This window comes from Streptomyces luteoverticillatus (assembly GCF_003970715.1).
GTDB lineage: Bacteria > Actinomycetota > Actinomycetes > Streptomycetales > Streptomycetaceae > Streptomyces > Streptomyces abikoensis.
The window spans coordinates 2,337,104-2,361,563 of sequence record NZ_CP034587.1 but is presented as its reverse complement, the minus strand read 5'-3'; the positions used below and the strand labels follow the sequence as shown (position 1 = coordinate 2,361,563).

Sequence of the window (24,460 nt, the reverse complement as noted above, 5' to 3'; positions counted from 1 at the left end):
AGCATGCGGCGGACGGGGACCCGAGAGGGGACGGACCCGTCATGCCAGAACGTCAGGGACACGGACTCCGGGCGTGGGACTACGAGTTCATGCTCGACCTCACCATGGCCGTCCTGGAGCACGACGACCCCGAGTCCCTCTGGCACCTCGTCTCCGCCCACCTCGTCGACGCCCTCGGCCTCAACACCGTCGTCTTCGCCTCGATCGACCTCCGCCGGGCGCGGGGCGAGGCCCGGGGCTGGGCGCCCCGGTCGCTCGGGCAGGGCGTGAACGAGGTGGTCCAGCGCCGGGTGCGCCAGCACCACCCACTGGTCCCCTATCTCGCCTCCGGTGCCCACCACCCCGTGATCGTGCGCGAACTCACCGACCGCTGGCGCGAGTCCGCCTGGTACAGCGAGGCCCGCCGCGACTTCGGCACCACCCAGCAGCTCGGCATCCCCCTGCCCGGCGCGGACGGCCCCCAGGGCGGCCTCGTCCTGGGCCGGACCGGCGACTTCTCCGAGCACGACCTGGCCTTCGCGACCCGGATCCAGCCGCTCCTGACCGCCGCCGACCGGCACATACGGGAGCTGCGACGACTGCGGGAGCTGCGACGACTACGGGAGGCGGCGGCCGCAGGTCCGGCCCCGCCGCGTCACGACCTCACGCCGCGCGAGCTGACGGTCCTGGTGCTGCTGGCCGAGGGGCTGACGGCGAGCGGTATCGCGCGCCGCCTGGCGATCTCCCCGCACACGGTCAACCGCCATCTGGAGAAGGTCTACCGGAAGCTCGGCACCAACAACCGGGTCTCGACGGTACTGACGGCCAAGCACGCGGGCATCGTCCCCTGACAGGAGGCGTTCTCCCGCGCTCGCCGACCACATGTAGCATGCCGCGAGCGGGGGCCGAGAGGAAGCGGACCCGCCATGTCAGGACTTCACGCGCGCGACTACGAGCGCATGCTCGACCTCGTCATGGCCGTCCTGGAACACGACGATCCCGAGTCCCTCTGGCACCTGATGGCCGGGCACCTCCAGGAAGCGCTGGGCTGCGACACCGTCATCTTCGCCGGCATCCGCGTCGCCGAGCGGGACGGCTACGCCCAGGGCTGGGCGCCCCACTCCATGGGGCCGGACGTCAGCGAGGTCATCCGGCGACGGGTCCAGCAGCGGCACCCCCTGATCGCGTACATGGAAGCCGCCGGCTCCAGCCCCGTGAGCGTCACCCAGATCTGCGACACCTGGCGCAACTCCTCCTGGTACAGCGAGGCCCGCCGCGACTACGGCACCACCCACCAGCTCGGCGTTCCCCTCCTCGGGGTCCCCGGCGAGCTGCGCGCCGTCAGCCTCGGCCGGCGCGGCGACTTCACCGAACACGAGGTGGCCTTCACGGCGCGCGTCCAGCCCCTCCTGCTCCGGGTGGACCGCCACGTCCGCGAACTCCACCGGCTCCGCGCCGCGGTGGCCGACGCCGCCGGGGCCACGCCCCCGTCCGGCTTGTTGACCGCCCCGGCCGGCGGCCCGTCCCCGCCCCGGCACGACCTGACGCCGCGCGAGCTGACGGTGCTGGGGCTGCTGGCCGAGGGCCTGACGGCGGCGGGCATCGGCCGCCGCCTGACGATCTCGCCGCACACGGTCAACCGTCACCTGGAGAAGGTCTACCGGAAGCTCGGCACGAACAACCGCGTCTCGGCGGTCCTGGCGGCGAAGCGCGCGGGGATCGTGCGGTAGATCGTGCGGTAAGAAGTCACTTCACTTCGACCGTGACCTTCCACGGCGTGATCACCAGAGGACAGAGACGGCCCGGGTCGGGTCGGCAGCGTCGTTGCGCGGTGATGGTGGCGGTGCCGTCGTGTTCCGCGTGGAAGGTGGCTGACGCGTCGCCGTTCGGTGCGGTACGGCCAGTGGTGCGCCGGAGGGCGGTGGAGTCGCCGGACGCCGGAGTGCTCCAGGTCCAGTTGAGCCCGTCTTTACGGTAGCCGGTGAGCCGGACCTCGACGTCGTCACCCAAGCTCGCGGTCACGGGGCCCTTGTCCGAGTTCGTGAGCACGATGCGCTGAGTCGGCCGGGCCCGGTCGGGCGCCTGGCCGTGGGCGGCCGCCGGTGCCGCGGTGGCGGCCAGGACGGTGACCAGGGTCAGCGCCGTGCCCCATGGAGTGGCGGACCACTTCGTTCCCACGATGATTCCCTCCCCTTGATCCCGCCGGGCCGGACGTCACTCCCGACGGTAACAACGGACCTATCCTTTCGGTCAGTTCGACAGTAGGGCGAAGCGCCGGCTTCAAACCACCCTTCCGAGGGCTGTGGCGCTAGTGGGACCTCCGGACGTGCGTGGTGTCGGCGTCGAGAAGGGCGCCGTCGGCTCCGGCCGGGGCGAAGTCCGGTACGGGAACGCCGTGCTGGTCGACAAGGGTGGAGTGGGTCTCGCCCGGGTCGAAGGCGTGGCGTTCTCCCCACTGCCGCAGCGTGAGGATGACCGCGAAGAGGTCGCGCCCGGCGTCGGTGAGCACGTATTCCTGGCGGCGGCCCGACGGCGCGGTGCGCTGGGTGATGAGCCCGTGAGCGGTGAGCTTGCGGAGGCGGTCGGTGAGGATGTTCCGGGCGATACCGGTGCGTCGCTGGAACTCGGTGAACGCCCGTGCCCCGTCCATCGCGTCGCGGATGACGAGAAGGCTCCACCTGTCGCCGACGAGGTCGAGCGTGCGGGCGACGGGACATTCGGGGTCGGTCCAGTCGGGGCTCGGCATGACAACTCCCAATGGGTTGCGGATTGAAACCATTCTGCCGTAGCGTCAAAACGGTTGCGATCTGCTACTGATTTTGGGGATGGGGCGCGATGAACGTGTGGCGGCGGTTGCTGCTCGCGGTGGTGTGCGGGGCGGCTGTGGCGAGCGTCTATGCGGCGCAGCCGGTTCTGGAACCGATGGGACACGATCTCGGTCTGTCCACGGATCTCTCCGGATGGATCGTCTCGACAGCCCAGTTCGGCTATATCGCCGGGCTGTTGTTACTGGTTCCGCTGGGGGATGTGGTCGCCGACAGGCGACGGCTCATCGCCGTCCACCTGGCGGTCACCGCGGTGGCCCTGATCCTGACGGCCTCGGCGTCGGCCGCGTGGACGGCGTTCCTGGGCCTCGCGGCGGCCGGCGCGTTCGCGGTCGTCGTGCAGACCACGGTGGCCTACACCGCGTCGATCTCGCCGCCCGGCGAACGCGGACGGAACATCGGCGTCGTGACCTCGGGCGTCGTCATCGGCATCCTCGGCGCACGAGTCGTCACCGGCGCGCTCGCCGACGTATGGAGCTGGCGGAGCGTCTACGCCGTGCTCGCGGCGCTGTCACTCGGCCTCGCGGCCCTCGTCCTCCTCGCCCTGCCGCCCGACGAGCGCCCGGCCGGTCCCAGCTACAAGCAGACCGTCTCCTCACTCGGCGGACTGTTCAAGGACCGCCTCTTCCTGTCGCGCGGACTGATCGCGTTCTTCCTGTTCGCGTCGTTCGGAACCCTGTGGAGCGGCGTGTCCTTGCCGCTGGCGGACGCGCCGTGGCACCTGAGCGAGAGCCGGATCGGACTGTTCGGCGTCGCCGGACTCGCCGGCGCGCTCGGCGCGGCCCGCGCGGGACGGTGGGCGGACGCGGGGCGGGCGATCCCGGTCAGCGGCTTCGCCCTGCTCCTGTTGATCCTCTCGTGGGCGGCGATCGGGCAGCTCACGTGGGCCCTGTGGCTCCTCGTCCTCGGAATCGTGGCCCTCGACTTCGCCGTCCAGGCCGTGCACGTGAGCAATCAGCACGTGCTCACGTCGGCGCATCCCGATCGGCTCAGCGCCGTCATCGGCGGCTACATGGTCTTCTACTCGCTTGGTTCGGCCCTGGGCGCCGCCGCGACCACGGCTGTTTTCGCGGCTCACGGTTGGGCGGGCTCCAGCCTCCTCGGTGCCGGATTCGCGGCCTGCGCGCTGGTCGTCTGGGCCGTCAGCCCCCGCGACAGCGCGGACCTCCGCTCCGAGCAGGTGACGTCTGGCGGAAACCGCACCCGGTGCGGGTGATGAGGCCAAGGATGGTGCGATGACCTTCCTCTCGCGGCGGCGCGTTCTTTCTCTGACGGCGGCCACGGCCGCCCCGCTCTCCCTGACCCGTGCGGCCCCGGCCGCGCGTCCGCGCACGCCCGACCCGGGGTGGTCCGGCGACTGGCCCGCGCCGCTGCGGGACGCTGCCTCGCGGGCCATGCCCGCGGCCGTGGAGTACGCGCGGGCGGCGGCGAAGTGGCCCTACGGGGCGGTACTGGTCGACGCCGCGACGGGTGCGGTTGTCGCCGGCGCCGGCAACACGGGCGAGAGCGGTGACCTCACCGCTCATGCCGAGATGAGTCTTGTGCGGGAGGCCGTGGCTGGTGGTTTTGAGCTTTCGGAGCACGTGGTGGTTGCTACGGCTGAGCCCTGTCCGATGTGCGCGGGGGCGCTGGTGTGGTGCGGGGTGCGGGGTGTGGCCTTTGGGACGTCGGTCCCGAAGCTTGTGGGGTGGGGGGTGCCGCAGATCGACGTTCCGGCGGACGAAATCTTCGGCCGGGTGCGGGGGTTGTCGCGGCCCGCGCTGGGTCGGGGGGTTAGGGCGGATCTTACGGATCCGCTCTATCGGGGGTAGGGGTGAGGGTGTTTGTTTTTATGCGGGTTATGAGGGGGCGGAGTCTTGCGGGGGTGGTGGTGAGGATGACGTCCGGGTCGTCGCTCTCCCGGAGACGGATCCCCCCGGCGGGGGAGGGCGCCAGGTAGACACAGGAGGATGCCTCGTCGCTGTACGTCGACTTCTGCCAGCCTGGCGACTTCGCCAGGTAGACGCATGAGGAATCGTCTCCGCTGTATGAGGACTTCTGCCAGCGCAGCTCGTCGGTCATGTCAGCCTCTCATGCGGATTTTGCGAGGTGGTGGATCAGGTCACGTGATGCGCTGGCGCTGAGCGCTACATCCTCCATGCGGTCCAGCATCAGCCGGTACCTCTCCAGGCTTGCGGCGGCATCGACAAGTTGACCGCCGTGCGCAGCGTCCAGTTGAACGGTGTCGAGCTGACGTACCGGTCCGTAGAAGTAATCGACTCCGTGGCCGGACACCGGAAACGATGTGCCGCTGAACGGGATGACCACGATGTGGATGTTGTCCCGCTCGCTCATGGCCAGGAGGTGCGCGAGCTGCGCGTTGGCTGTCTCGGACCCGCCGAATCGCATCCTGAGTGCCGCTTCATGGACGACTGCGGTGTATGGCGGCGGGGGGTCGCGGAACAGGATCTGCTGCCGCTTGATGCGATGGGACACGCGATATTCCACTTCGTGTGGCATCAGCGCGGGAACGAACTCGCGGAAGATGGCACGTGCGTGCTCGGGCGTCTGCAGAAGTCCGGGCACCGTAATGGCCTGGGCGACCCTGATGCCTGTGGCGTGATGTTCTGCTTCCGCCAGGTCGAGCAGGCTACTGGGGAGCGTCTCGCGGTACTCCTCCCACCAGCCGCGTTTGCGTTCGCCAGCCATCGCGGCCAGCGCGCTGATCAAGCCTTCATCGGAACATTCGTAGGTACGGGCAAGAGCGCGCACTCTCTCTGCGCTGACACCGTAGCGCCCGGCTTCGATATTGCTGATCCGCGACTGGGTGATTCCGAATCGGACGCCTGCCTCTGTGGCGGATAGGTCCGCACGCTCGCGAAGGCGCCGCAGCTCGGCTCCAAGTCGCCGTCGCCGAACGGTTGGTAGAGGTGCGTTTGGTGCCATCGTGCTCCTTGTTGCCCGCACTCCAGTGCGCCTAGTCGCTCGATCGGGTATCGCCTGGCCTTCAGTCCGCAGATGCGAGGAATGTAGTCCATGACCCTCGCTACCGTGTGGCGTAGGCCACTAACCGGCAACCCGCCAGGAGACCTTCATGGCAACCGTATCGCCGCCTCAGCCCTGGTCCTACCTCCTCGAACTGCCGCGCGATGCTCGCGCACCCGGAATCGCGCGCGTGACGCTCCAGGCGGTCCTGGACAGCCACGCCCTAACCGAAATCGCCGAGAGGGCAATCCTCTTGACCAGCGAGCTGGTCACGAACGCCCACCTCCACACGGAGGGCCCGTGCTCCGTCCGGCTGCACTGCCGGGAAGGCGACCGCCTCCGGGTGAACGTGTGGGACACGAGCCCACTCGTGCCCGGCCTGTTCAGGCGCAGCCGGAACCGGGCGGCAACAGAAATCGCGGCGCACGCGGAAGCAGGGCGCGGCCTGCGCCTCGTGGAGGCGTGGGCCGACGACTGGGGCAGCCACACGTACGACCGCCGCAGGTTCGGCAAGACGCTGTGGTTCGAACTGGCGCACCCGGGAAAGAAGACCGCGCCGCGGTGGATCTCGCCCGCAGGGTGCACGGACTGCGTCGACCTCGAAAGGGCGCGGCGGAAGGCCGTCGCCGAGAATCTGCCGCTGGAAGAGATTCAGGACGCGGGGATCGCAATCCGCAGTCACTTCCGGGACACGCATCTGCTGCCGCAATGGTGACTCTGCGGTGACCGAGGCCGCATAGCGGGCGGGCGCTCGGGGCGGGGTTCGCACCCCGCCCCGCCCGGTCCCGCCCGGCCCGCGAGGGTCAGGGGCCAATCACCGGTCGGCGGGCCCGCCGCGCCACGTCGGCAGGGGTGCCCGGCCCGCGGCGGTCTCGAAGGCGGCGTGGGCGAGGAGGCGGGTGGAGTCGAGGGTGGGGAGCGGGGAGACGTCCGGGGTGATCAGGAGAGGGATCTCCGTGCAGACGAGGGCGACCGCGTCGCAGCCTCGGGCGGCCAGGGCCTCGATGATCCGTACATAGGCGCGGCGCGAGCGCGCGTCGAGGACGCCGTTGAGGAGCTCGTCGAAGATGACGTCGTTGACGAGGCGACGGTCGGCCGGGTCCGGGACCTCCGCCTCGATGCCGCGCCGGGCGAACGCCTCGACGTAGAGGGGGCCGTCCATGGTGTAGCGGGTGCCCAGCACGCCCACCCGCTTTCGGCCGTCGCGCGCGGCGTGGTCGGCGACGACGTCGGCGATGTGGAGGCCGGGGAGGGCGAGGTCGGGCCCGGGGCGTTCGAGGGCCATGTGGGCGGTGTTGTCGGGGCAGATGAAGAATTCCGCCCCCGCACGGGCGAGACGGTCGGCGCTGGCCGACAGGAGGCCGCGGACCGTGTCGTGGTCGCCCGCGTCCCAGGAGGGCATGCTGCGGGCCATGGCGATGAGGTCGAGGGTGACGTCCGGGTGCTCGTGGGGGCCGAGCTCCGCGAAACCCTTCCGGCAGAAGGAACGGAGGCACAGCGCCGCGCCTTCCGCGCTGTGTCCCAGGATCCCCAGGTGTTTCATCGTGCCTCCAAAACGATCGCGGGCGGAGGGTCCGAATTCTTGCCTATCCGGGGCAGGTAGGTGGCTCTAAGGGTTGTCCCGTAAATGATCTCGGAGTTGGTGCGGGTTCGGTCGGCCGTCGTGTGGCCTTCTCGCCTATCCGGCGAGGGTGAGGTTGTGGAGGCGGGCGATGCCGAGCATGGCGTGGTGGACACCGTCGCCTTTGAGACGGCAGTCGCGGAGGATCTTCCAGTTCTTCATCCGGGCGAAGACGTGCTCGACGCGGGCGCGCACCTTCTTGTGCGAGCGGTTGTGTTCTTCCTTCCAAGCGGGCAGTTCCTCGTCCTTGCTTTTGCGGTAGTGCGGGATGACCAGGCCGGTGCCCCGGTAGCCGCCGTCGGCGATCGTGGTGGTCTTCCCGACTGCCGCTTCGGCGCCGGACTCCGCCCATGCTTTGCTGTCGTGGCGGTTGCCGGGCAGTGGCCGGCCGATCACGGCCACGAGACGGGTGTCGGCGTCAATGACGACCTGGTGGTTCGTGGAGTACCGGTAGTTCTTGGACTGTTCGGCGATGCTGTGGTCACGGGTGGGCACCAGGGTGCCGTCGACGATCAGGATGGTGTCCTTGCGGAACCGCTTGCGAGGCTGGAGCGCGAGCGCGGGGCCGAGGTGGCCGATGATGCGGTCGGCCGCCGACTTCGACACCCCGAACAGGGGGGCCAGCTGCCGCAGCGTCAGGTTCGTGCGCCAGTACGCCGAGACCAGCAGCACTCTGTCCTCCAGCGACAAGCCCCACGGCCGGCCCCGCCGCACCTCGTCCGCACCCGCACGCCGCAGCGCAGCCACCAACCTGCCGAAGCAACGCGGACTCAGCCCGGTGAACGGGGCTATCCAGGACGGCTCCGACGCCGTGATCACACCAGCCACATCAAGATCATCTCACCCGTGACCAGCAGTTACGGGACAACCCTTAGTGTCATGTGCGCCTTATGACATCGAGGGGGAACGGGCATGGGGTTTGAGCCGGACCGGAGGGTCTTCCTGACGAGGGCGCTCGGCGCGACTGCCGGGCTGGCGGCGGTCGCGGTGGCCACGGGGGTGACCGAGGCCCACTCGGCGGGCGCGGGCGCCAAGGGCGTCAACGGCGCCACCGGTCAGCGGAACTGGCGCTTCTGTCCGAAGTGCTACGTCATGTTCTACTACGGCTATCCGGACAACGGCCGCTGTGCGGCCGGTGACGCGCACGGCATGGCGGGCTACGACTTCGACATTCCCCACGACGTTCCCGAGAATGCCAATGCCCAGGCCAACTGGCGCTTCTGCACGCGCTGCTACGGCATGTTCTTCTTCGGCTATCCGAGCGGCGGCTGGTGCCCGGTCGGAGGGTCCCACAGTGCCGCCGGATACAATTTCGTCCTGCCGCACGACGTCGTCGAGACGCCGAACGCCCAGGCGTACTGGCGCTTCTGCACGAACTGCTACGCGCTGTTCTTCTGGGGCTATCCGGAAAAGGGCCGCTGCCCGGCCGGTGGCGGACACAACGCGGCGGGATTCAATTTCGTCATCCCGCACTACTAGGCACTGTCCGGTGGGTGAAGGTGGCAGGCGGCCCCTCGCTTCACCTGGGAGCCGGCAAGGCCTACTCGTCCCGCCGGAACCGCCGGTATCCGCGGCGTCGGCAGATCAAGCACAGCATTCCCGAGCGCAAGGACCAGCGGGCCAACCGCCAGCGCCGCGGCAGCGCGGGCGGTCGACCCATCGGCTTCGACAAGACGATCTACAAGCGCCGCAACGAAGTCGAGCGAACGATCAACGCGCTCAAGGGCTTCCGCGCCGTAGCCGCCCGCTTCGACAAGCGGGCGTATGTCTTCCACGGCACGGTGACTGTCGTTGCCGTCCGCCTCTGGCTTCGCTCCTGATCCGCCGGACAGTCCTTAGGCCACGGAGAGCGCCTTGACGCCCGACAGGATCGGGACGAGCTGGTAGTTCCCGTCACCCGCGCCGCAGGACACCTGCGAGTCCGCGGTGCCGGAGACGTTCGTCCCCGCAGCGAACCGTCCATCACTGCTCGTCACCACCGTCGTGAAGTGGTCCGTCGCCGAGGACGAGTAGTACACGCACTGGTGCAGGTTCACGTAGCTTCCCGAGGTCAGGTCCAGCGCCTTGACGCCTGAGAGGATCGGGACGAGCTGGTAGTTCCCGTCGCCCGCGCCGCAGGAGACCTGCGTATCGGCGGTGCCGGAGACGTTCGTCCCGGCAGCGAACCGTCCGTCACTGCTCGTCACCACCGTCGTGAAGTGGTTCGTCGCCGAGGGCGAGTAGTACACGCACTGGTGGACGTTCAAGTAGCGCCCGGAGGCGAGGTTCAGCGCCTTGACGCCCGACAGGATCGGGACGAGCTGGTAGTTCCCGTCGCCCGCGCCGCAGGAGACCTGCGTATCGGCGGTGCCGGAGACGTTCGTCCCGGCAGCGAACCGACCGTCACTGCTCGTCACCACCGTCGTGAAGTGATTCGTCGCCGAGGACGAGTAGTACACGCACTGGTGCAGATTCAGGTAGCCCGAAGCGGCAGCCCCAGCCTGAGGCTGCTGCTTCGGTGCGGCAGGCGCGGGCGCCGTCGTCCCCACGAAGGCACATACGCCCATCGCGGCGGCGACTGCCGGCCTCCACGCGCGTCTGATCATCGATCGCATCATTGCCGGGTCCTCCCCAAGGTCCGCTCGACGCGGGCACCCAGGCCCGCGACGGAACTACGCCAGGAGACCACCGACACCCGCCGCAGGTAATGGGACGAACGTAACAACCACCCCATCCAGCGACGTGTCGACCAACCTTGCGTACCGCCTCGCACGCGCAACCGAAATCCGGCTTACGCCGATCAGTCGCAGGGCCCGTACCGACCCGCCGTCGCCCTAGGGCGCGTCGGCGTGGGGCGCCGGGGCCGAGTGGCGTGCGGCCCAGGCGGTGAGGCCGGTGAGCTGGGCGTAGAGTTCGCGCGCCTGGTCGGTGGCGGTGTACTCGACCTTGGGCGGCACCGTGGGGTACACCGTGCGGGTCAGCAGACCGTTCTCCTCGAGTTGGCGCAACGTCAGAGTGAGGATGCGGCGGCTTATTCCGTTCAGTGAACGTTCGAGTTCGGCGAAGCGGACAGGTCCACGCGTCGTCTCGCTCAGGATGCCGAGACTCCATTTCCCGCTCACCCTGTTGAGCACATCGAGGACGGTGCAGACCTCGCGGCTCGCGGCCTCTTCCGCGCTGCACGCGTTCCTACGTGACATAAATGTGCCTTCTTCCGTTGTGCGGTGTGCTCTCCGAGGATGGAACGCGTGCACGTCAGTGCATGCCCGACGAGAGACGAGGGACGACGAGTGAAGAACGCTCGCAGGACGGAGGCGCTTCCCGCGCCGGTGGCGCTCGACGCGACAGTGAGGGAACTGGTCGACGGACGGAACTTCGCCGTTGTGGCCACACTGAATCCCGACGGCGGCCCGCAGACGTCCGTCGTCTGGGTCGGGACGCAGCGGGACGCCGTGGTCTTCTCCACGACCGCGGGGAGGAAGAAGGCGCGAAACCTCGCCCGGGACCCACGGATCAGCCTGACGGTCTACGACCGCGCGAACCCTTACCGGTCCGTGGAAATACGGGGAACGGCCGAGTTGCTGCCGGACCCGGACAAGTCGCTGCCGCGCGAGCTGTCACAGCGGTATCTCGGCCAGGACCCGCCGGCGGAGCCGGCCGATGTCATACGGCTGATCGTGCGGATCACCGCGGAGAAGGTCATCGCGATTTCCCTCTAGGAGGGGTACGGGATCTTGTGCCGTGGGACCGCCGCGACCATGCCTCCTGGTCTACGGGTGGTACAGAGCCCGCGCGCGCGTCAGGTCGATGGTCCCGTCCCGGCGGCCGAGGTCGAGGAAGTGGTCGACCTGCCATGCCTGGGTGGCGCGGGCCTGCCGGCTGGTCGTGGTCACCCACGGCGGATAGACGCGGAATCCGCGCTTCCCGCCGGAGCCGGCGCGGGAGACGATGCCGCGCTCGCACAGCACCTCGCGCGGGAACACGAACTGGCCGAACCCTTCGTCGTCACGGCTGCTGATGACGAAGAGGTCCACCCCGTCGGCGGCGTCGAACGGCCGGATCGGCCCCGCTTCGGACCGCTGCCAGACGGTGACGAACTGGCCCACCTTCGTCGGCGTCGTCTTCCCCACGCGGAACCGGACCGAGCGGTCGTCGAGCGTGAACGCGCACGCCGCGTACTCGGCGCTCTCCGGTTCCGGCACCGGCGGCGAGCAGACGAAACCGCACGGGTCGTACACCCGGGCCTGCGCCGCCAGCAGGTCGTCGTGAATCCCTGTCCACGGTTGATTCGTCCCCATGCCGCCATCCTGCCAGGCCGCCCTATCGGCGCAGGTCCCCGCTGTGGACGTACCGCAGCCCGCAGCCGTCCTCGTACGGGTCGCCGTCGTCGCCGAACAGGGACCAGACCGGCTGCATCGGGAGCCACGTCAGACCGAGGAGCCAGCGCTGGACGGCCTGCCAGAAGCGCGGGCGCCCCGCGTCGTCCGCGCGCACCACGCGGGTCATGCACAGGAACTTGCCCACCGTGGTGCGGAACAGCACGGCGCCCAGCACGTGGTGGACGAAGGACAGGCCGAAGAAGGCGACGGCGGCGCAGATCCAGTAGGCGCCCGTGCTCTTGCCCGCCGTGAAGTGCACGGCGATGCCGAACCCGCCGAAGAACGTGATCATGCCGTCGATGAAGGCGAAGAGGTAGCGGCGCAGATCCCCGACCTCCCGGGGGACGTGGGGACCCGGCTGGACGGGCTGCTGGGGGTAGGCGTGCGGGTGCGCCTGCTGTTGGTAAGGGTGCTGATAGGGCTGTTGGTACGGCTGCGCCTGCTGGTAGGGCTGCTGGTAAGGGTGCTGCGGAGCGTACGGCTGCTGAGGTGCGTACGGCTGCTGCGGAGCGTACTGGTGGTGCTGGGGATCGATCACGGGGTGTCATCTTGCTGTACTCATGTGACAGCTGATGCACAGATTGATCTATGCCCGGTATCGAACCCCAGCACCGGGCCCACGCCCACGCCCACGCGCTCAGTCGCAGGCGCGCCCGTTCCTGTCCGGGTCCAGCTTCAGCGGGTCGTCGCGGCCGTTGAGCTTCAGGGCGCCGTAGTCGTGCGCCTTCAGCCACGCGCAGCGGCCCGCCGTCGTCGGCGGGACCGTCTTCGGGAAGGCCGTCGGCACGCACACGTTCTCCGCGCCGTAGTGGCGGTCGCAGCCCGAGATCGTCACCGGGACCGGGTGGGACGTGTGGGCAGGCTCCGGGGCCTTCGCCTTCTCCGTCATCTTCCCCGCGAAGTCGTGCACCATCGGCGCCGCCTTGTCCTTGACCGCCGCCCCCTTGACCGCCGCCCCCTTGACCGCCGCCCCCTTGGGCGCCTCCAGCGCGTCCGGGCCGCCGAGGTGGACCCACGAGGCCACCGACGGCACGCCGTCCGCGTCCACGGCGAAGAGCATGTACCAGCCGGGCGGCGCCAGGTTCGGGTTGCTGGTGACGTTGAGGTCGATCGTCGTTCCGTCAGCGCCCACCGTCATCGGCAGGTCGACGAAACGCTGATTCGGGTCGGAGGAATGCGTCACCGCCGCCGGACGGATCAGCTCCGCCTTCACCACTGGGCGGTCCACCGTCATCCGCTGCGTGCTCGCGTACTGCCAGCGGTTGTTCGCCACCGAGGTGATCTGGGGCCGCGCGCCCTTGTAGAGGTACGGCGGGGTGTAGATCGACACATGGTCGTCGAACGTCCCGTTGCCCGGGTTGTCGCCGACCGCCATCACCCGGCCGTCCGGCAGCAGGAACGCCGACGAGTGGTACGTGCGCGGGATCGGGTCCGTGGCCAGGCCCGGCTGGAAGGTGTTCGTCGCCGGGTTGAACATCGACGCCTCGAACACCGGGTCCGCCCGGTCGTGGAGCCCGCCGCCCGTCTCCAGCACCTTGCCGTCGGGCATCAGCACGGCCGAGACGTACATCTTGCCCTGCGCGCCCGTCTCGGGCTTGGGCCCCTGGCCCTGGTCGACCGTGCCCTGGGGAAGCAAGGGGCCGGGCGTGTAGCGGGGGTTGGGGGCCTTGAGGTCGATGAGGTCCGTGAGACGGCTCGCCTCGGGGTTGGTGTTGACCTGGCCACCGCCCATGGTCAGGACGCGCTGGTCCTGCGCGGGCGGGAGCAGCACGCTCATCGACTGGTCGCGATTGTCCTTGTCCTGGAGGCCCGGGACGTCCGTGATCTTGTTGGCGTCGTAGTCGTAGACCGACGCGCCGGTGCCGGGGGTGCCGTTGCCGAAGACATGGCTGCCGGAGTAGAAGAGCCGCCCGTCCTGCATCAGGATCATTGACGGGTACAGGCCCCAGTACGACCAGGTCTGGTTGACCTCCGTGCGCGGCAGCCACTTCTGCTGCGCCTGGGAGAACTTCTCGGCGGTCACGCTGCCGGTGGAGTCCTCCTTCAGGCCGCCGAAGCTGATGACGTCGCCGTTGCCGAGGAGGGTCGCGGAGGGGTACCAGTGGCCCTCGTTCATGTCGTTCGTCTTCACGTACGACTCGGACGACGGGTCGAAGATGTAGCTGTCCTTGAAGCCCTCGTAGCCGTGGCTGCCGTCGGCCGCCGGGTAGGCCTTGTTGCCGCTCATGATGAGCACCCGGCCGTCCGACAGCTGGACGTGCCCGGCGCAGAACATGTCGACGGGCGTCGGGATCGTCTTCATCGCGCCGGTCTTCGGGTCGTAGACGGCGGAGGTGAAGGTGCCCGCCTTGAACATCGCCGGATCGTTGCCGGAGCCGGCGACGAGCAGCACCTTGCCGTTGTGGAGGACGACCGAGTGCATGCTGCGGACCGGGTTCTTGAAGGGCATCACGGCCCAGCTGCCCTTGACGCACGCGTCCCCGGCCGTGCAGACGGCCCCGGCGGCGGGCTGGGTGGCGTCCTCCATGTCGTAGTCGTCGGTGGTGACGGAGCCTGTTCCGTATACGGAGACGCCCCAGGTGATCTGGTCGGTGCCGGGCGGCACGACGGGCGTGCGGACGGTGGCGCGCGTGTAGCCGGCGCTGACCGGCAGCGTCTTGAGGTCGGTCCAGTACTGCCAGCCCGCCTTCACGTCATGGCGGAAGACGGTGACGGACGCGTCCGGGGTGGTGCTCTTGTACCAGAGCGACAGGTCGTACTGGTGGGACGGTGTCACGCTCGGCGCGCATGAGCTGTCCTCGGCCATCAGCACCTTGCGGTCGCCGCTGACCCGTCGGGTGACGGAGAGGGCCAGCGCCTTGCCGCCGCTGTGGGACTGGTCGGTGGTGGTGACGGTGAAGTCGTTGTCGCCCCAGCCGGCCTTCTCCCAGCAGGTGGGCATGGCGTCCGAGGCCCGTAAGGACTCGAGGCCGGGGTTGACGACGAGGTTCGACCCGGCGGTGGCCGGCGCGGGTGCCGCCAGCAGCAGGCCGAAGGAGGCGCCGGCGGTGAGGAGCAGGGCGGCGGCTGTGCGGGATCGCTTGCCGCTGCGGCGTTGGGTGCGTCTGGCTCTGGGTCTCAGTGGTGTCATGCCATCACGTGTCCCTTCTCTGACGGCTTGCACGACGGTGTTTTCCGCTGCCGACGCGGCTCGACGGCAGATAGACGAGCGCCTCCGTGGCCGCGTAGCGCAGGACGAAGGTGGTCAGCAGGGCGACGGCGGTCGCGGGCAGGACCCCGAGACCCGCCCCGCCCACCAGCGTCGCGATCAGGGGGATGCGCAGGAGCAGGTCCGCGTTGGCCAGCACGGCGACGCGGGCCAGCCGGTCCGTCCAGCGGCGGTGCGCGCGGCGGTCGCGGTAGAGCAGCGCCTCGGTCAGGAGGAAGTTCCAGACGACGCCGAACTGGTTGGCGACGATCTCCGCGGGGAGGTAGTGGAGGCCGACGGTGGTCAGGAGCTTCAGGCCCAGGAGGTTCGGGGCGAAGCCGGTCAGGCCTATGAGGCCGAAGAGGAGGATGCGGGTGAGGGGGGAGGTGGGGGACGTTGTCGTCTCCGTCACCGGGCTTCCGCCCTGACCCTGCGGATCTCGATCCGGCCGTCGCCCTCGCCGAAGGAAGCGACTGTCTCGGAGTTCACGAGCGCCGCCTTCACCAGCGGCAGCGTGGGTGCGTCGCGGCGGACGGTCGGGGACGCGACGACGTAGTCCACGTCGCGCCAGCCGCGCGGCAGTGTTTTGGTGATGGCCGGGTCGAGGTCGGCCTTGTAGAACCAGACGGCTCCCGTCCCGGGGCGGTATCCCGCGTGGACCAGGTCTAGCCAGATCGCGTCGTCGGCGAGGACGCGCGTGCGGGACGGTTCGGGGACGTTGGTCCTGTCGCGGAGCCAGTGCGCTGCCGCGCGGTAGGGGGCGTTGGTGTCGGTGGTGAGGGCGGTGTGGGTGGCGTCGTACCAGTGGGGAGCGATGGCCGCGGTGGTGGTTATGGCTGCGGCTGTGGCGATGGCCCGGCGGATGAGTGCGGGTCTTCGGGGGGTGGATTTGGCCCCAGTCCCGCCCCTTCCCGTTTCTTCCAGGGGCTCCGCCCCCGGACCCCCGCTCCTCAAACGCCGGAGGGGCTGGAATGTCGCCCGGGAGGGCTGGATTGGTGCCCGGAGGGGCTGCAGCGCAGCTGCCGCTGCGCCCGCCAGTGACAGCGCCAAGAACGGCAGCATCTGGATCACGTACATCGCCGGCAAGTAACCCGACGGGCGTAACGCCACCAGCGCCAGGGTCACCGCCGCCGTCGCCGGGCCCGCCAGGGCTCGGCCCGTGCGGGACCAGCGGGCCGCGGCGAGCAGGAGCACCGCCGCCGCCAGGCCCGCGAGCGGTAGCACCCGGTCGTAGTAGAGCCACGACCGCAGCACCGCGTGCGCGCCCGAGCGGTCGTCCAGGATGAAGCCCGAGCCCGCTCGGCTCATCTGGTACTTGATGCCGTCGATCAGCGAGACGTGGCCGTCGCCCGGGAACAGCTCGTGGTTGAGGAGCGCGAACAGGGGATAGGCGAGGCCCGTGAGGACGCACGCGGTGATCGCGCCCGTCACCGCGAACTTCCGGGTGTCGCGATGGGTGTGCCGCCACATGGTCAGCAGCAGCGCGGGCAGGACGACCAGCATCGTCTCCTTGGACAGCACCGCCACCGCCGCCGCCAGCCCGGCCCCGAAGTGGTGCCACAGGTGGCGGCGGGGGGATGCGGCCAGGCAGAAGGCCAGCAGGATCCACAGCACGGCGATGTTGTCGAGGAAGATCTCCCGCTGGAGCACCACCGACAGCGGCGACAGCCCGAACAGCGCCATCCCCAGGGCCGCCGCCCACCGCCGCAGGCCCAGCCGTCGGGCCAGGACGTACAGCAGCACCGCGCTGACGGCCGTCACCAGCAGCATCGCCACCCGCATCGGGGCGACGGACATGACGTCGGGGAAGAGGGCGGCGGGCAGCCAGGTGACGAGGGCCAGTTGGAGCCAGCCCAGCGGCGGGTGGTCGTACCAGTACGTGTAGTGGGCCAGGCCCTTGCCCTCCTGCACCGCCCACGCCTGGGCGAGATAGGTGCCCTCGTCGTCGCTGAGGGCGGGGAAGCCGGTCGTGTTCCAGCCCTGGACGAGGAGGATCGCGACCAGCACCGCCCCGCACAGCAGCAGGTCGGGGCGGGAGGCGCGCAGCCGGGTGGGCGGGGTGGTGTCGGGGACCGACGGGGCCTCGACAGCGGTCGGGAGGGTCGCGGTCACCGCATGACGTCCTCTCGGGTGAGGTGCGCGCCGACGTGCCGGGTGAGCTCCCAGTCGCTGCGGCCCCGCTGCTCCCGCCAGACGGCGCGGACGGCCGCGCCCGCGAGGAGCATCTGGTAGAAGGGGCCGCCGAGGATGAGCTTGAGGTAGTGGACGAAGCGCACGCGCAGGCCGTACTGGGCGCCGAAGTCGTGAAGGCCGACGACCTCGAAGACGAAGGTGACCAGCATGGCCACGGCGGGCAGGAAGGTCACCACGGCGACGCCGGCGGGGACGTCCAGCAGGAGGGCGATCGCCGTGTTCAGCGGGATGACGAGGCCGTTGAACGCCTGGAAGAAGGGCGTCATCAGGGTGTAGCGGGCGAGCATCCGCTGGGCGAGGGTGGGCAGTCGGCGCCAGTCGCGCTTGCGGTAGACCTGGAGGAAGCCCTGGTTCCAGCGGGTGCGCTGTTTGAGCAGGCTCATCAGGGTGCCGGGGGTCTCCTCGCGGGTGACCATCTCGGAGTCGTAGGCGACGACGACGCGCTTGCCGGTGCTGGAGAGCCGGACGCCCAGGTCGCAGTCCTCGGCCAGGCACTGGGGGTCCCAGCCGTCGGCCTCGCGGAGGACGTCGGTGCGGACGAAGACGGTGTTGCCGCCCAGCGGGATGAAACCTTTCTCCGCGTGGAGGTGGAGGCGGCTGCGGAACCAGAAGAAGTACTCCAGGCAGTTGCGCAGGCTGTACCAGCTGGAGTGGAAGTTGATCAGCTGCACCCCGCCCTGCACCACGTCCGCGCCCGTCGCCCGGAAGGCGTGGTCGACGTGGGCGAGCAGCTCGGGGTGGACCTGGTCCTCGGCGTCGAAGACGCCGACGACCTCGCCCAGGCAGTGGGGGAGCGCGGTGTTGAGGGCCTTGGGCTTGTTCTTCTTCTCGTGGGTGTCGACGATCACCCGTACCCGGTCAGGGGCGGCGGCCGCGACCTTCTCGGCGACCTCGGCGGTCTCCGGGTCGTCGTGCCCGACGATCACGAGTACCTCGAAGCGGCCGTGGGTGGATTCCAGCAGCCGGGTGACGGTGTGTTCCAGGACCGCCTGTTCATGGCGGGCGGGCACCAGGAGCGAGAAGGAGAGCGCGCCCTCGTCCCCGGCCGGCTGGAAGCGGGTGCCCGCGAGCGTCTCGGGCGTGCGCCAGGCGTGCATCTGCCACCAGAGCGTGAAGGCGGCCATCCAGAAGAGCGCGAGCGATATCGCGCAGACCACCATGGACGTCAGCAAAAGTTGTTCCCCCTACCCCCGGACGCGGCCCCCCAGCACGCGTGTGTGTGTCCAGGGGAGAGAGAGTAAGGGGAGAAGGTGAAACTCGGGTGCGGAAATGATAAATACTGTGTTTCCGAACCAACTCCTGGAAGATCGTGAGAAGTTGGCCCGGACCAGGCGGCGATCCATCGGTGATCCGGTGGCCGGAGGCGTCCTTCCCTCCGGACATGGGCCGGTGGGACACTCCCCGCTATGGGTGCGTCAAGGCGCATACGGTACGGACTGGGTGCCGCAGCCCTCACCGGCGTCGCCGTCGTGGCGCTGTCCGGCTGCGACCCGGTCGCCGGGCTCGACGCGACGACCGTCGCCGTCACCACACAGCGGCAGGCATCCCGGGCCCTCGACCGCGAGGGCGTCCACGTCGCCTGGCTGAGCTGCCGGGGCAAGGCCGAGAACGGCGGCGGCAAGGACCCCGGCACGGGCAGCGCGCTGCCGGTGACCGTCGTCGGCGTCGACTGCGAGGGCCGTACGGACACCGGCAGGAAGATCATCGTCTTCGGCAACGTCACGGGCATCACCGGCCAGGCGTGCGTGCGCGGCCTGCTGACGGCCAATGTGGACGGCCGGACCGTCTTCCAGGTGAGCGTGCTCGGCGACTGCGACCGGACGGGCGATACGGGCGGCAAGCCGCCGACCGCCCCGGCCCCGGGCGGCCAGGGCAAGCCGCCGCCCGCGCCGAAGCCCGGCGGGCATCCGGGCCCCTCGGCGAGCTGCGGCGACAGGCCGCCCGCATCCGGCAAGTGAGCGAGGAGGGTCACCAGGGCCGTGCGGACGGACGGACCGGTAACATCCGGACCGTACGAGCCGACGACCCGGGAGGAGCCCACCGGTGGCGGGAGAACCGCAGGCGGACTGCCTGTTCTGCAAGATCGTCAAGGGAGAGGTGCCCGCGACGGTCGTCAGGGAGACGGGGACGACCGTCGCGTTCCGTGACATCAACCCCCAGGCGCCCGTGCACTGCCTGGTGATCCCCAAGGTCCACTACCCGGACGCCGCCTCCCTCGCCGCCGCCGAGCCGCAGATCGCCGCCGACGTGCTGCGCGAGGCCGGCGAGGTCGCCCTCCAGGAGAACGGGGACAAGGGCTTCCGGATCGTCTTCAACACCGGTGCCGGCGCCGGGCAGACCGTCTTCCACGCGCACGCCCACATCCTCGGCGGCCGTGGCTTCAACTGGCCCCCCGGGTAGAACCTTGTCCGTTCGCGAACTCGTCGTCCTCGGCACGGCCAGCCAGGTCCCCACCCGGCACCGCAACCACAACGGCTACGTCCTCCTCTGGGACGGGGACGGCATCCTCTTCGACCCCGGTGAGGGGACGCAGCGTCAGATGCTGCGCGCCGGGGTGGCCGCGCACGACCTCAACCGGATCTGCGTCACCCACTTCCACGGCGACCACTCGCTGGGCCTGGCCGGGGTGATCCAGCGGATCAACCTCGACCGGGTGCCGCACCCGGTCACCGCGCACTACCCGGCGAGCGGCGAGCGCTTCTTCAAGCGGCTGCGGTACGCCACGGCCTACCGCGAGACGGTCAAGCTCGTCCAGGAGCCGGTCGCGGGCACCGGCGCGGTGCTGGCCGCCACCGGCTCGTACACCCTCCAGGCGCGCCGGCTCTCGCATCCCGTCGAGTCCTACGGCTACCGCCTGGTCGAGCCCGACGGGCGCCGGATGCTGCCCGAGCTGCTGGCCGAGCGCGGGATCGGCGGGCCGGACGTCGGCCGGCTGATGCGCGAGGGCGCGGTCGGCGGGGTGACGCTGGAGGAGGTCAGCGAGGTGCGGCGCGGTCAGCGCTTCGCCTTCGTGATGGACACCCGGCTGTGCGACGGCGTCCACGAGCTTGCCGAGGGCTGCGACATGCTCGTCATCGAGTCGACGTTCCTCGACGAGGACGAGTCGCTGGCCACCGAGCACGGCCATCTGACGGCGGGCCAGGCCGCGCGCGTCGCCGCGCGGGCGGGGGTGCGGCACCTGGTGCTCACCCACTTCTCGCAGCGCTACGACGACCCGTCGGTCTTCGAGCGCCAGGCCCGCGAGGCGGGCTTCACCGGCGAGCTCACCGTCGCCCGCGACCTGCTGCGCGTACCGGTGCCGAAGCGGCGCTGAGCGATACGGGAGGGGGCGGGGTCCGCGAACCCCGCCCCCTCCCCCAAGCGCCTTACGGCAGGAAGTACATCGGGTTCGGCAGCTTGTAGGTGTGCTTCGCGTAGCCGCCCTGCAGGTCGCTGTACTGGTCGCCGAAGTTGGCGACGATCTCGAAGCCCTTGGACTCGATGTACTTGCGGGTGCCCGCCTTGTACTCGACCGTCGTGCACTTGGCGCCGCAGGCGAGGTAGGCCGGCGGGGTCTTCTTGTTCTTCAGGAAGAAGTGGGAGGCGTCGGCGGCGGGCTTGTAGCCGGCGTTCTTGAGGTTGCGGACGCTCCAGTCGCGCTGGTGCTCGTCGCGGCCGGTGACGAAGAAGACCTCGATGCCCTTGGACTTGGCCCAGTTGACGAGCTTGGGCATGCCGAAGACGGCCGTCATGTCGGTGGACTTCAGGTAGGCGTCCTGCGACTCCGGCGTGAAGCGGAAGCCCTGCTGGAGCTCGTAGTTGTAGGTCAGGAGGGTCGTGTCGTCCACGTCCAGGACGATGGCGGGCTTCTTCGCGCCCTTCTTGGCGTGCCGGTTGTTGCTGACGACGTTCTCCAGCTGGGCCTTGGCCTTCTTCTGGATGTCGGCGAGCTGCTTGGCGTAGTTGCTGTCCGGCGAGGCGTAGTGCTGGCCGGAGGCGTCGACGGTGTCGCCGTAGAAGGCCTTGATCTTGTCCTGGACCTGGGTGAGGTTCGGGATCTCCTTGTCCGTGCGGGGCACCGCGTGGTCGGCGGAGGCGGCGCCCGCGGTGTACAGGCCGGCGCCGACGGCGAGGGCGGCGGTGGTGGCGGCGACGCGCACACGCGTGGACTTCAGGGAGAGCGACACTGGTGACTCCTGGGTAACAAGGACGGTGCAGCGCGAAGCTAAGCCCTGAGCCGGACGGGGTCAAGGTTCTGGCGGAGTGATGTCTACGCGCGGAGAAAGATCGTTTGGGCGTACCGTGGTGTGCGGACCAGCGACACGAAGGGTGGGGCACGAGATCATGGCGCAGGAAGTACGCGGAGTCATCGCACCGGGGAAGAACGAGCCGGTGCGGGTGGAGACGATCGTGGTACCGGACCCGGGTCCGGGCGAGGCCGTGGTGAAGGTCCAGGCGTGCGGCGTGTGCCACACCGACCTCCACTACAAGCAGGGCGGCATCAACGACGACTTCCCCTTCCTCCTCGGTCACGAGGCGGCGGGCGTCGTCGAGTCCGTGGGCGAGGGCGTCACCGAGGTGGCTCCCGGCGACTTCGTGATCCTCAACTGGCGGGCCGTGTGCGGCCAGTGCCGGGCCTGTCTGCGCGGCCGCCCCCAGTACTGCTTCAACACGCACAACGCCAAGCAGAAGATGACCCTGAAGGACGGCACGGAGCTGTCGCCCGCGCTCGGCATCGGCGCGTTCGCGGAGAAGACGCTGGTCGCGGCGGGTCAGTGCACCAAGGTCGACCCGGCGGTCGCCCCGGAGGTGGCGGGTCTGCTCGGCTGCGGCGTGATGGCCGGCATCGGCGCCGCGATCAACACCGGCGGCGTGGGCCGCGGCGACTCCGTCGCCGTCATCGGCTGCGGCGGCGTCGGCGACGCGGCGATCGCGGGCTCCCGCCTGGCGGGCGCGGCCCGGATCATCGCCGTCGACATCGACGACCGCAAGCTCGCGAAGGCGCGCGAGATGGGCGCCACCCACACGGTGAACTCCCGCTCCACTGACCCCGTCGAGGCGATCCGCGAGCTCACGGGCGGCCATGGCGCGGACGTCGTCATCGAGGCCGTCGGCCGCCCCGAGACCTACGAGCAGGCCTTCTACGCCCGTGACCTGGCCGGCACGGTCGTCCTCGTCGGTGTGCCGACGCCGGAGATGAAGCTGGAGCTCCCGCTCCTGGACGTCTTCGGGCGGGGCGGCGCGCTGAAGTCGTCCTGGTACGGCGACTGCCTGCCCTCGCGGGACTTCCCGATGCTGGTGGACCTCCACCTGCAGGGCCGGCTGGACCTCGGCGCGTTCGTCACCGAGACGATCGGGCTGGGCGACGTGGAGAAGGCGTTCGCGCGCATGCACGAGGGCGATGTGCTGCGGTCGGTGGTCGTCTTCTGAGTCCGGATGAGCGCCTGTAGGGCGGCGTGCGCCGACGTGTGCCGGAGTACGCCGCCCGCGCGGGCGTCCGTCACGGCTACTTCGGGTCGCGGTCGAAGACCCGCTTCGACCAGCAGTAGCCGAGTGCCGTCAGGCCCAGGCACCAGGCGACCGCGAGCCATCCGTTGTCGCCGATCCCGGTGCCGAGCAGCAGCCCGCGCAGGGTCTCGATGGCCGGGGTGAACGGCTGGTACTGGGCGACCGGCTGGAACCAGCCCGGCATCGCGTCGACGGGGACGAAGGCGCTGGAGACGAGCGGCAGGACGATCAGCGGCATCGCGTTGTTGCCGGCCGCCTCGGCGTTCGGGCTGACCATGCCCATCCCCACCGCGATCCAGGTGAGGGCCAGCGCGACCAGCGTCATCAGCCCGAACGCCGCCAGCCACTCCAGGGCCGTGGCGTTCGGGGCCCGGAAGCCGATGGCCACGGCGACGGCGCCCACGAGGACGACGCTGGCGACCGACTGCAGCACGCTGCCGATGACGTGCCCGATGAGCACGGAACCCCGGTGGATCGACATCGTCCGGAAACGGGCGATGATGCCCTCGGTCATGTCGTTGGAGACCGACACCGCGGTGCCGACCACGGTCCCTCCGATGGTCATCATCAGGATGCCCGGCACGACGTAGGCGATGTACTGCGAGCGGCCCGCGCCGCCGCCCATGCCCGCGCTCATCACGTCGCCGAAGATGTAGACGAAGAGCAGCAGCAGGATGATCGGCGTCAGCAGCAGGTTGAGCGTCATGGACGGGTAGCGCCGCGCGTGGAGGAGATTGCGGCGCAGCATCGTGGACGAGTCGCGCAGGGTGTGGGACATCCGGGTTGGGCGGGCGGGAGCAAGGGGAGCGCTCATCGGACAGCCTCCTTGGGCTGGTCGGCGCCGGTCAGGGCGAAGAACACGTCGTCGAGGTCGGGGGTGTGGACGGTCAGCTCGTCCGCCTCGATGCCGGCGGAGTCCAGCCAGTCGAGGATGGAGCGCAGCTCGCGCTGGGTGCCGTCGCTGGGGATCTGCAGGGCCAGCGCCTCGTCGATGGGGGTACCCCCTGCTCGAGCGAAGCCGAGAGCTTGGGGGAGGGTGACCTCGCGGAGGGCGAGGGCGGCGTTCCGGTACGCGGCCGGGTCGGAGAAGCGGAGCCGGACGTGTCCGCCGGGGACGAGCCGCTTCAGCTCCTCGGCGGTGCCCTCGGCGGCGATTCGGCCGCCGTTCAGCACGGCGATGCGGTCGGCGAGCTCGTCGGCCTCGTCCAGGTACTGGGTGGTGAGGAAGACGGTGACGCCGCCGGAGACGAGCTCGCGGATGATCTGCCACATGTTGTGGCGGGAGCGCGGGTCGAGGCCGGTGGTCGGCTCGTCGAGGAAGATGATCCGCGGGTCGCCGACGAGGGTCATGGCGATGTCGAGGCGGCGTTTCATGCCGCCGGAGTAGGTGGAGGCGGGCTTCTTCGCCGCCTCGGTGAGGCCGAACCGTTCCAGCAACTCGGCGGTGACCCGCCGCCCCTCGCGCTTGGACAGGTGGTGGAGGTCCGCCATGAGGAGCATGTTCTCCTCACCGGTGATCAGCCCGTCGACGGCGGAGAACTGCCCGGTGACGCCGATCGCGGCGCGCACCCCGTCCGGGGAGGCGGCGACGTCGTGGCCCGCGACGTGGGCCTGTCCGCCGTCGGCGCCGATGAGAGTGGACAGGATCTGCACGGTGGTGGTCTTGCCGGCGCCGTTGGGGCCGAGGAGCGCGAACACGGACCCGGCCGGGATGCGCAGATCGATGCCGTCGAGGACGGTCTTGTCGCCGTAGGACTTGCGCAGACCGGTGGCGGAGACGGCCACGGGCGACGTGGGCAGGGACGACGTGGGCATGACAGACGAAGGCATGGGCCCTCCCGTTCGA

The 24,460-nt window shown here is 69.9% G+C and carries 26 protein-coding genes and 3 pseudogenes; 11 read left to right on the top strand and 18 right to left on the bottom strand.

The window, feature by feature from the left end; genetic code table 11:
- Nucleotides 1-41 precede the first annotated feature (41 nt).
- A complete protein-coding gene (locus tag EKH77_RS10140) occupies nucleotides 42-830 on the top strand; it encodes a helix-turn-helix transcriptional regulator (protein ID WP_126914079.1) in 789 nt (262 codons plus the stop codon).
- 75 nt (nucleotides 831-905) lie between these two features.
- Nucleotides 906-1,709, top strand: coding sequence for a helix-turn-helix transcriptional regulator (locus EKH77_RS10135; protein WP_126914078.1), 804 nt, complete (start codon nucleotides 906-908; stop codon nucleotides 1,707-1,709).
- Between the two features lie 16 nt (nucleotides 1,710-1,725).
- Here EKH77_RS10135 and EKH77_RS10130 read toward each other — a convergent pair whose 3' ends face one another.
- The gene (locus tag EKH77_RS10130) at nucleotides 1,726-2,157 is read right to left on the bottom strand and encodes a hypothetical protein (protein WP_126914077.1); all 432 of its coding nucleotides are present in this window, start codon (nucleotides 2,155-2,157) and stop codon (nucleotides 1,726-1,728) included.
- 130 nt (nucleotides 2,158-2,287) lie between these two features.
- Nucleotides 2,288-2,725: a winged helix-turn-helix transcriptional regulator gene (locus tag EKH77_RS10125; RefSeq protein ID WP_126914076.1), complete on the bottom strand. Its 438-nt coding sequence runs from the start codon at nucleotides 2,723-2,725 to the stop codon at nucleotides 2,288-2,290.
- Nucleotides 2,726-2,814: 89 nt separating this feature from the next.
- Here EKH77_RS10125 and EKH77_RS10120 point away from each other — a divergent pair, with 89 nt between their 5' ends.
- Entirely contained in the window at nucleotides 2,815-4,020 is a 1,206-nt protein-coding gene (locus EKH77_RS10120) for an MFS transporter (protein WP_126914075.1), read from the top strand.
- A 19-nt stretch (nucleotides 4,021-4,039) separates the two neighbouring features.
- Nucleotides 4,040-4,615 carry a nucleoside deaminase gene (locus EKH77_RS10115; protein WP_126914074.1) on the top strand — a complete coding sequence of 192 codons (576 nt, stop codon included), beginning with the start codon at nucleotides 4,040-4,042 and terminating at the stop codon, nucleotides 4,613-4,615.
- On the opposite strand, the gene EKH77_RS10110 is transcribed toward EKH77_RS10115, so the two are convergent.
- The 3 genes and pseudogenes from EKH77_RS10110 to EKH77_RS34555 form a co-directional block, all read right to left on the bottom strand.
- On the bottom strand, nucleotides 4,590-4,865 hold the full coding sequence (locus EKH77_RS10110) for a DUF397 domain-containing protein (protein ID WP_126914073.1): 276 nt from the start codon (nucleotides 4,863-4,865) through the stop codon (nucleotides 4,590-4,592). The two genes, EKH77_RS10115 and EKH77_RS10110, sit on opposite strands and share 26 nt — an antisense overlap.
- A 9-nt stretch (nucleotides 4,866-4,874) precedes the next feature.
- Nucleotides 4,875-5,513 (bottom strand): DUF5753 domain-containing protein, encoded by a 639-nt coding sequence (locus EKH77_RS10105; RefSeq protein WP_346429100.1) that lies wholly within the window; start codon nucleotides 5,511-5,513, stop codon nucleotides 4,875-4,877.
- Nucleotides 5,514-5,528: 15 nt separating this feature from the next.
- A pseudogene (locus EKH77_RS34555) lies at nucleotides 5,529-5,729 on the bottom strand (helix-turn-helix domain-containing protein); the annotation flags it as partial.
- Between the two features lie 148 nt (nucleotides 5,730-5,877).
- Here EKH77_RS34555 and EKH77_RS10100 point away from each other — a divergent pair.
- Nucleotides 5,878-6,483, top strand: coding sequence for an ATP-binding protein (locus EKH77_RS10100; protein ID WP_126914071.1), 606 nt, complete (start codon nucleotides 5,878-5,880; stop codon nucleotides 6,481-6,483).
- 99 nt (nucleotides 6,484-6,582) lie between these two features.
- Here the strand turns inward: EKH77_RS10100 and EKH77_RS10095 are convergent, their stop codons facing one another.
- Nucleotides 6,583-7,311: an aspartate/glutamate racemase family protein gene (locus EKH77_RS10095; RefSeq protein WP_126914070.1), complete on the bottom strand. Its 729-nt coding sequence runs from the start codon at nucleotides 7,309-7,311 to the stop codon at nucleotides 6,583-6,585.
- Between the two features lie 135 nt (nucleotides 7,312-7,446).
- Nucleotides 7,447-8,217 (bottom strand): transposase, encoded by a 771-nt coding sequence (locus EKH77_RS10090; protein WP_126914069.1) that lies wholly within the window; start codon nucleotides 8,215-8,217, stop codon nucleotides 7,447-7,449.
- Between the two features lie 443 nt (nucleotides 8,218-8,660).
- Here EKH77_RS10090 and EKH77_RS34730 point away from each other — a divergent pair.
- A pseudogene (locus tag EKH77_RS34730) lies at nucleotides 8,661-9,209 on the top strand (IS5/IS1182 family transposase); the annotation flags it as partial.
- Nucleotides 9,210-9,224: 15 nt separating this feature from the next.
- Here EKH77_RS34730 and EKH77_RS10075 read toward each other — a convergent pair.
- Together EKH77_RS10075 and EKH77_RS10070 are read right to left on the bottom strand one after the other, a co-directional pair.
- Nucleotides 9,225-9,788 carry a hypothetical protein gene (locus EKH77_RS10075; protein WP_164737776.1) on the bottom strand — a complete coding sequence of 188 codons (564 nt, stop codon included), beginning with the start codon at nucleotides 9,786-9,788 and terminating at the stop codon, nucleotides 9,225-9,227.
- Nucleotides 9,789-10,202: 414 nt separating this feature from the next.
- Complete coding sequence (locus tag EKH77_RS10070) at nucleotides 10,203-10,568, bottom strand: winged helix-turn-helix transcriptional regulator (RefSeq protein ID WP_126914067.1); 366 nt, start codon at nucleotides 10,566-10,568, stop codon at nucleotides 10,203-10,205.
- Nucleotides 10,569-10,607: 39 nt separating this feature from the next.
- Between EKH77_RS10070 and EKH77_RS10065 the strand changes: the two genes are divergently transcribed.
- Complete coding sequence (locus EKH77_RS10065; protein ID WP_126914066.1) at nucleotides 10,608-11,087, top strand: PPOX class F420-dependent oxidoreductase; 480 nt, start codon at nucleotides 10,608-10,610, stop codon at nucleotides 11,085-11,087.
- A 51-nt stretch (nucleotides 11,088-11,138) separates the two neighbouring features.
- Here the strand turns inward: EKH77_RS10065 and EKH77_RS10060 are convergent, their stop codons facing one another.
- The 6 genes and pseudogenes from EKH77_RS10060 to EKH77_RS10035 all read right to left on the bottom strand — a co-directional run bounded on the left by EKH77_RS10060 (nucleotide 11,139) and on the right by EKH77_RS10035 (nucleotide 18,287).
- Complete coding sequence (locus EKH77_RS10060) at nucleotides 11,139-11,666, bottom strand: MepB family protein (protein WP_126914065.1); 528 nt, start codon at nucleotides 11,664-11,666, stop codon at nucleotides 11,139-11,141.
- A gap of 22 nt (nucleotides 11,667-11,688) precedes the next feature.
- A complete protein-coding gene (locus tag EKH77_RS10055; RefSeq protein WP_126914064.1) occupies nucleotides 11,689-12,285 on the bottom strand; it encodes an RDD family protein in 597 nt (198 codons plus the stop codon).
- Nucleotides 12,286-12,384: 99 nt separating this feature from the next.
- Nucleotides 12,385-14,877 carry a galactose oxidase early set domain-containing protein gene (locus EKH77_RS10050; protein ID WP_126914063.1) on the bottom strand — a complete coding sequence of 831 codons (2,493 nt, stop codon included), beginning with the start codon at nucleotides 14,875-14,877 and terminating at the stop codon, nucleotides 12,385-12,387.
- A 4-nt stretch (nucleotides 14,878-14,881) separates the two neighbouring features.
- A pseudogene (locus EKH77_RS10045) lies at nucleotides 14,882-15,319 on the bottom strand (GtrA family protein); the annotation flags it as partial.
- A gap of 23 nt (nucleotides 15,320-15,342) precedes the next feature.
- Nucleotides 15,343-17,046 carry an ArnT family glycosyltransferase gene (locus EKH77_RS10040; protein ID WP_126914061.1) on the bottom strand — a complete coding sequence of 568 codons (1,704 nt, stop codon included), beginning with the start codon at nucleotides 17,044-17,046 and terminating at the stop codon, nucleotides 15,343-15,345.
- Nucleotides 17,043-18,287: a glycosyltransferase gene (locus EKH77_RS10035; RefSeq protein WP_206280008.1), complete on the bottom strand. Its 1,245-nt coding sequence runs from the start codon at nucleotides 18,285-18,287 to the stop codon at nucleotides 17,043-17,045. Before EKH77_RS10035 ends, EKH77_RS10040 begins: the two co-directional genes overlap by 4 nt.
- Nucleotides 18,288-18,533: 246 nt before the next feature.
- Here EKH77_RS10035 and EKH77_RS10030 point away from each other — a divergent pair, with 246 nt between their 5' ends.
- The 3 genes from EKH77_RS10030 to EKH77_RS10020 all read left to right on the top strand — a co-directional run bounded on the left by EKH77_RS10030 (nucleotide 18,534) and on the right by EKH77_RS10020 (nucleotide 20,440).
- Nucleotides 18,534-19,085, top strand: a complete 552-nt coding sequence (locus tag EKH77_RS10030) for a hypothetical protein (protein WP_126914059.1) — start codon at nucleotides 18,534-18,536, stop codon at nucleotides 19,083-19,085.
- An 85-nt stretch (nucleotides 19,086-19,170) separates the two neighbouring features.
- Nucleotides 19,171-19,527, top strand: coding sequence for a histidine triad nucleotide-binding protein (locus EKH77_RS10025; protein WP_126914058.1), 357 nt, complete (start codon nucleotides 19,171-19,173; stop codon nucleotides 19,525-19,527).
- Between the two features lie 4 nt (nucleotides 19,528-19,531).
- On the top strand, nucleotides 19,532-20,440 hold the full coding sequence (locus EKH77_RS10020; protein WP_126914057.1) for a ribonuclease Z: 909 nt from the start codon (nucleotides 19,532-19,534) through the stop codon (nucleotides 20,438-20,440).
- A gap of 52 nt (nucleotides 20,441-20,492) precedes the next feature.
- Here the strand turns inward: EKH77_RS10020 and EKH77_RS10015 are convergent, their stop codons facing one another.
- Nucleotides 20,493-21,293: an HAD family acid phosphatase gene (locus tag EKH77_RS10015; RefSeq protein WP_126914056.1), complete on the bottom strand. Its 801-nt coding sequence runs from the start codon at nucleotides 21,291-21,293 to the stop codon at nucleotides 20,493-20,495.
- Nucleotides 21,294-21,450: 157 nt separating this feature from the next.
- Between EKH77_RS10015 and EKH77_RS10010 the strand changes: the two genes are divergently transcribed.
- Complete coding sequence (locus EKH77_RS10010; protein ID WP_126914055.1) at nucleotides 21,451-22,536, top strand: S-(hydroxymethyl)mycothiol dehydrogenase; 1,086 nt, start codon at nucleotides 21,451-21,453, stop codon at nucleotides 22,534-22,536.
- Nucleotides 22,537-22,612: 76 nt separating this feature from the next.
- Here EKH77_RS10010 and EKH77_RS10005 read toward each other — a convergent pair whose 3' ends face one another.
- Nucleotides 22,613-23,428: an ABC transporter permease gene (locus tag EKH77_RS10005; protein ID WP_126914054.1), complete on the bottom strand. Its 816-nt coding sequence runs from the start codon at nucleotides 23,426-23,428 to the stop codon at nucleotides 22,613-22,615.
- Complete coding sequence (locus EKH77_RS10000; RefSeq protein WP_126914053.1) at nucleotides 23,425-24,444, bottom strand: ATP-binding cassette domain-containing protein; 1,020 nt, start codon at nucleotides 24,442-24,444, stop codon at nucleotides 23,425-23,427. Before EKH77_RS10000 ends, EKH77_RS10005 begins: the two co-directional genes overlap by 4 nt.
- Nucleotides 24,445-24,460: the final 16 nt, after the last annotated feature.

What these genes read in the sequence shown, in the direction of transcription:
- EKH77_RS10005 (WP_126914054.1), bottom strand. Translation starts at nt 23,428, where the DNA reads ATGAGCGCTCCCCTTGCTCCCGCCCGCCCAACCCGGATGTCCCACACC.
- EKH77_RS10115 (WP_126914074.1), top strand. Translation starts at nt 4,040, where the DNA reads ATGACCTTCCTCTCGCGGCGGCGCGTTCTTTCTCTGACGGCGGCCACG.
- EKH77_RS10095 (WP_126914070.1), bottom strand. Translation starts at nt 7,311, where the DNA reads ATGAAACACCTGGGGATCCTGGGACACAGCGCGGAAGGCGCGGCGCTG.
- EKH77_RS10070 (WP_126914067.1), bottom strand. Translation starts at nt 10,568, where the DNA reads ATGTCACGTAGGAACGCGTGCAGCGCGGAAGAGGCCGCGAGCCGCGAG.
- EKH77_RS10120 (WP_126914075.1), top strand. Translation starts at nt 2,815, where the DNA reads ATGAACGTGTGGCGGCGGTTGCTGCTCGCGGTGGTGTGCGGGGCGGCT.
- EKH77_RS10000 (WP_126914053.1), bottom strand. Translation starts at nt 24,444, where the DNA reads ATGCCTTCGTCTGTCATGCCCACGTCGTCCCTGCCCACGTCGCCCGTG.
- EKH77_RS10060 (WP_126914065.1), bottom strand. Translation starts at nt 11,666, where the DNA reads ATGGGGACGAATCAACCGTGGACAGGGATTCACGACGACCTGCTGGCG.
- EKH77_RS10010 (WP_126914055.1), top strand. Translation starts at nt 21,451, where the DNA reads ATGGCGCAGGAAGTACGCGGAGTCATCGCACCGGGGAAGAACGAGCCG.
- EKH77_RS10035 (WP_206280008.1), bottom strand. Translation starts at nt 18,287, where the DNA reads ATGGTGGTCTGCGCGATATCGCTCGCGCTCTTCTGGATGGCCGCCTTC.
- EKH77_RS10135 (WP_126914078.1), top strand. Translation starts at nt 906, where the DNA reads ATGTCAGGACTTCACGCGCGCGACTACGAGCGCATGCTCGACCTCGTC.
- EKH77_RS10110 (WP_126914073.1), bottom strand. Translation starts at nt 4,865, where the DNA reads ATGACCGACGAGCTGCGCTGGCAGAAGTCCTCATACAGCGGAGACGAT.
- EKH77_RS10100 (WP_126914071.1), top strand. Translation starts at nt 5,878, where the DNA reads ATGGCAACCGTATCGCCGCCTCAGCCCTGGTCCTACCTCCTCGAACTG.
- EKH77_RS10125 (WP_126914076.1), bottom strand. Translation starts at nt 2,725, where the DNA reads ATGCCGAGCCCCGACTGGACCGACCCCGAATGTCCCGTCGCCCGCACG.
- EKH77_RS10050 (WP_126914063.1), bottom strand. Translation starts at nt 14,877, where the DNA reads ATGACACCACTGAGACCCAGAGCCAGACGCACCCAACGCCGCAGCGGC.
- EKH77_RS10140 (WP_126914079.1), top strand. Translation starts at nt 42, where the DNA reads ATGCCAGAACGTCAGGGACACGGACTCCGGGCGTGGGACTACGAGTTC.
- EKH77_RS10065 (WP_126914066.1), top strand. Translation starts at nt 10,608, where the DNA reads ATGGAACGCGTGCACGTCAGTGCATGCCCGACGAGAGACGAGGGACGA.
- EKH77_RS10030 (WP_126914059.1), top strand. Translation starts at nt 18,534, where the DNA reads ATGGGTGCGTCAAGGCGCATACGGTACGGACTGGGTGCCGCAGCCCTC.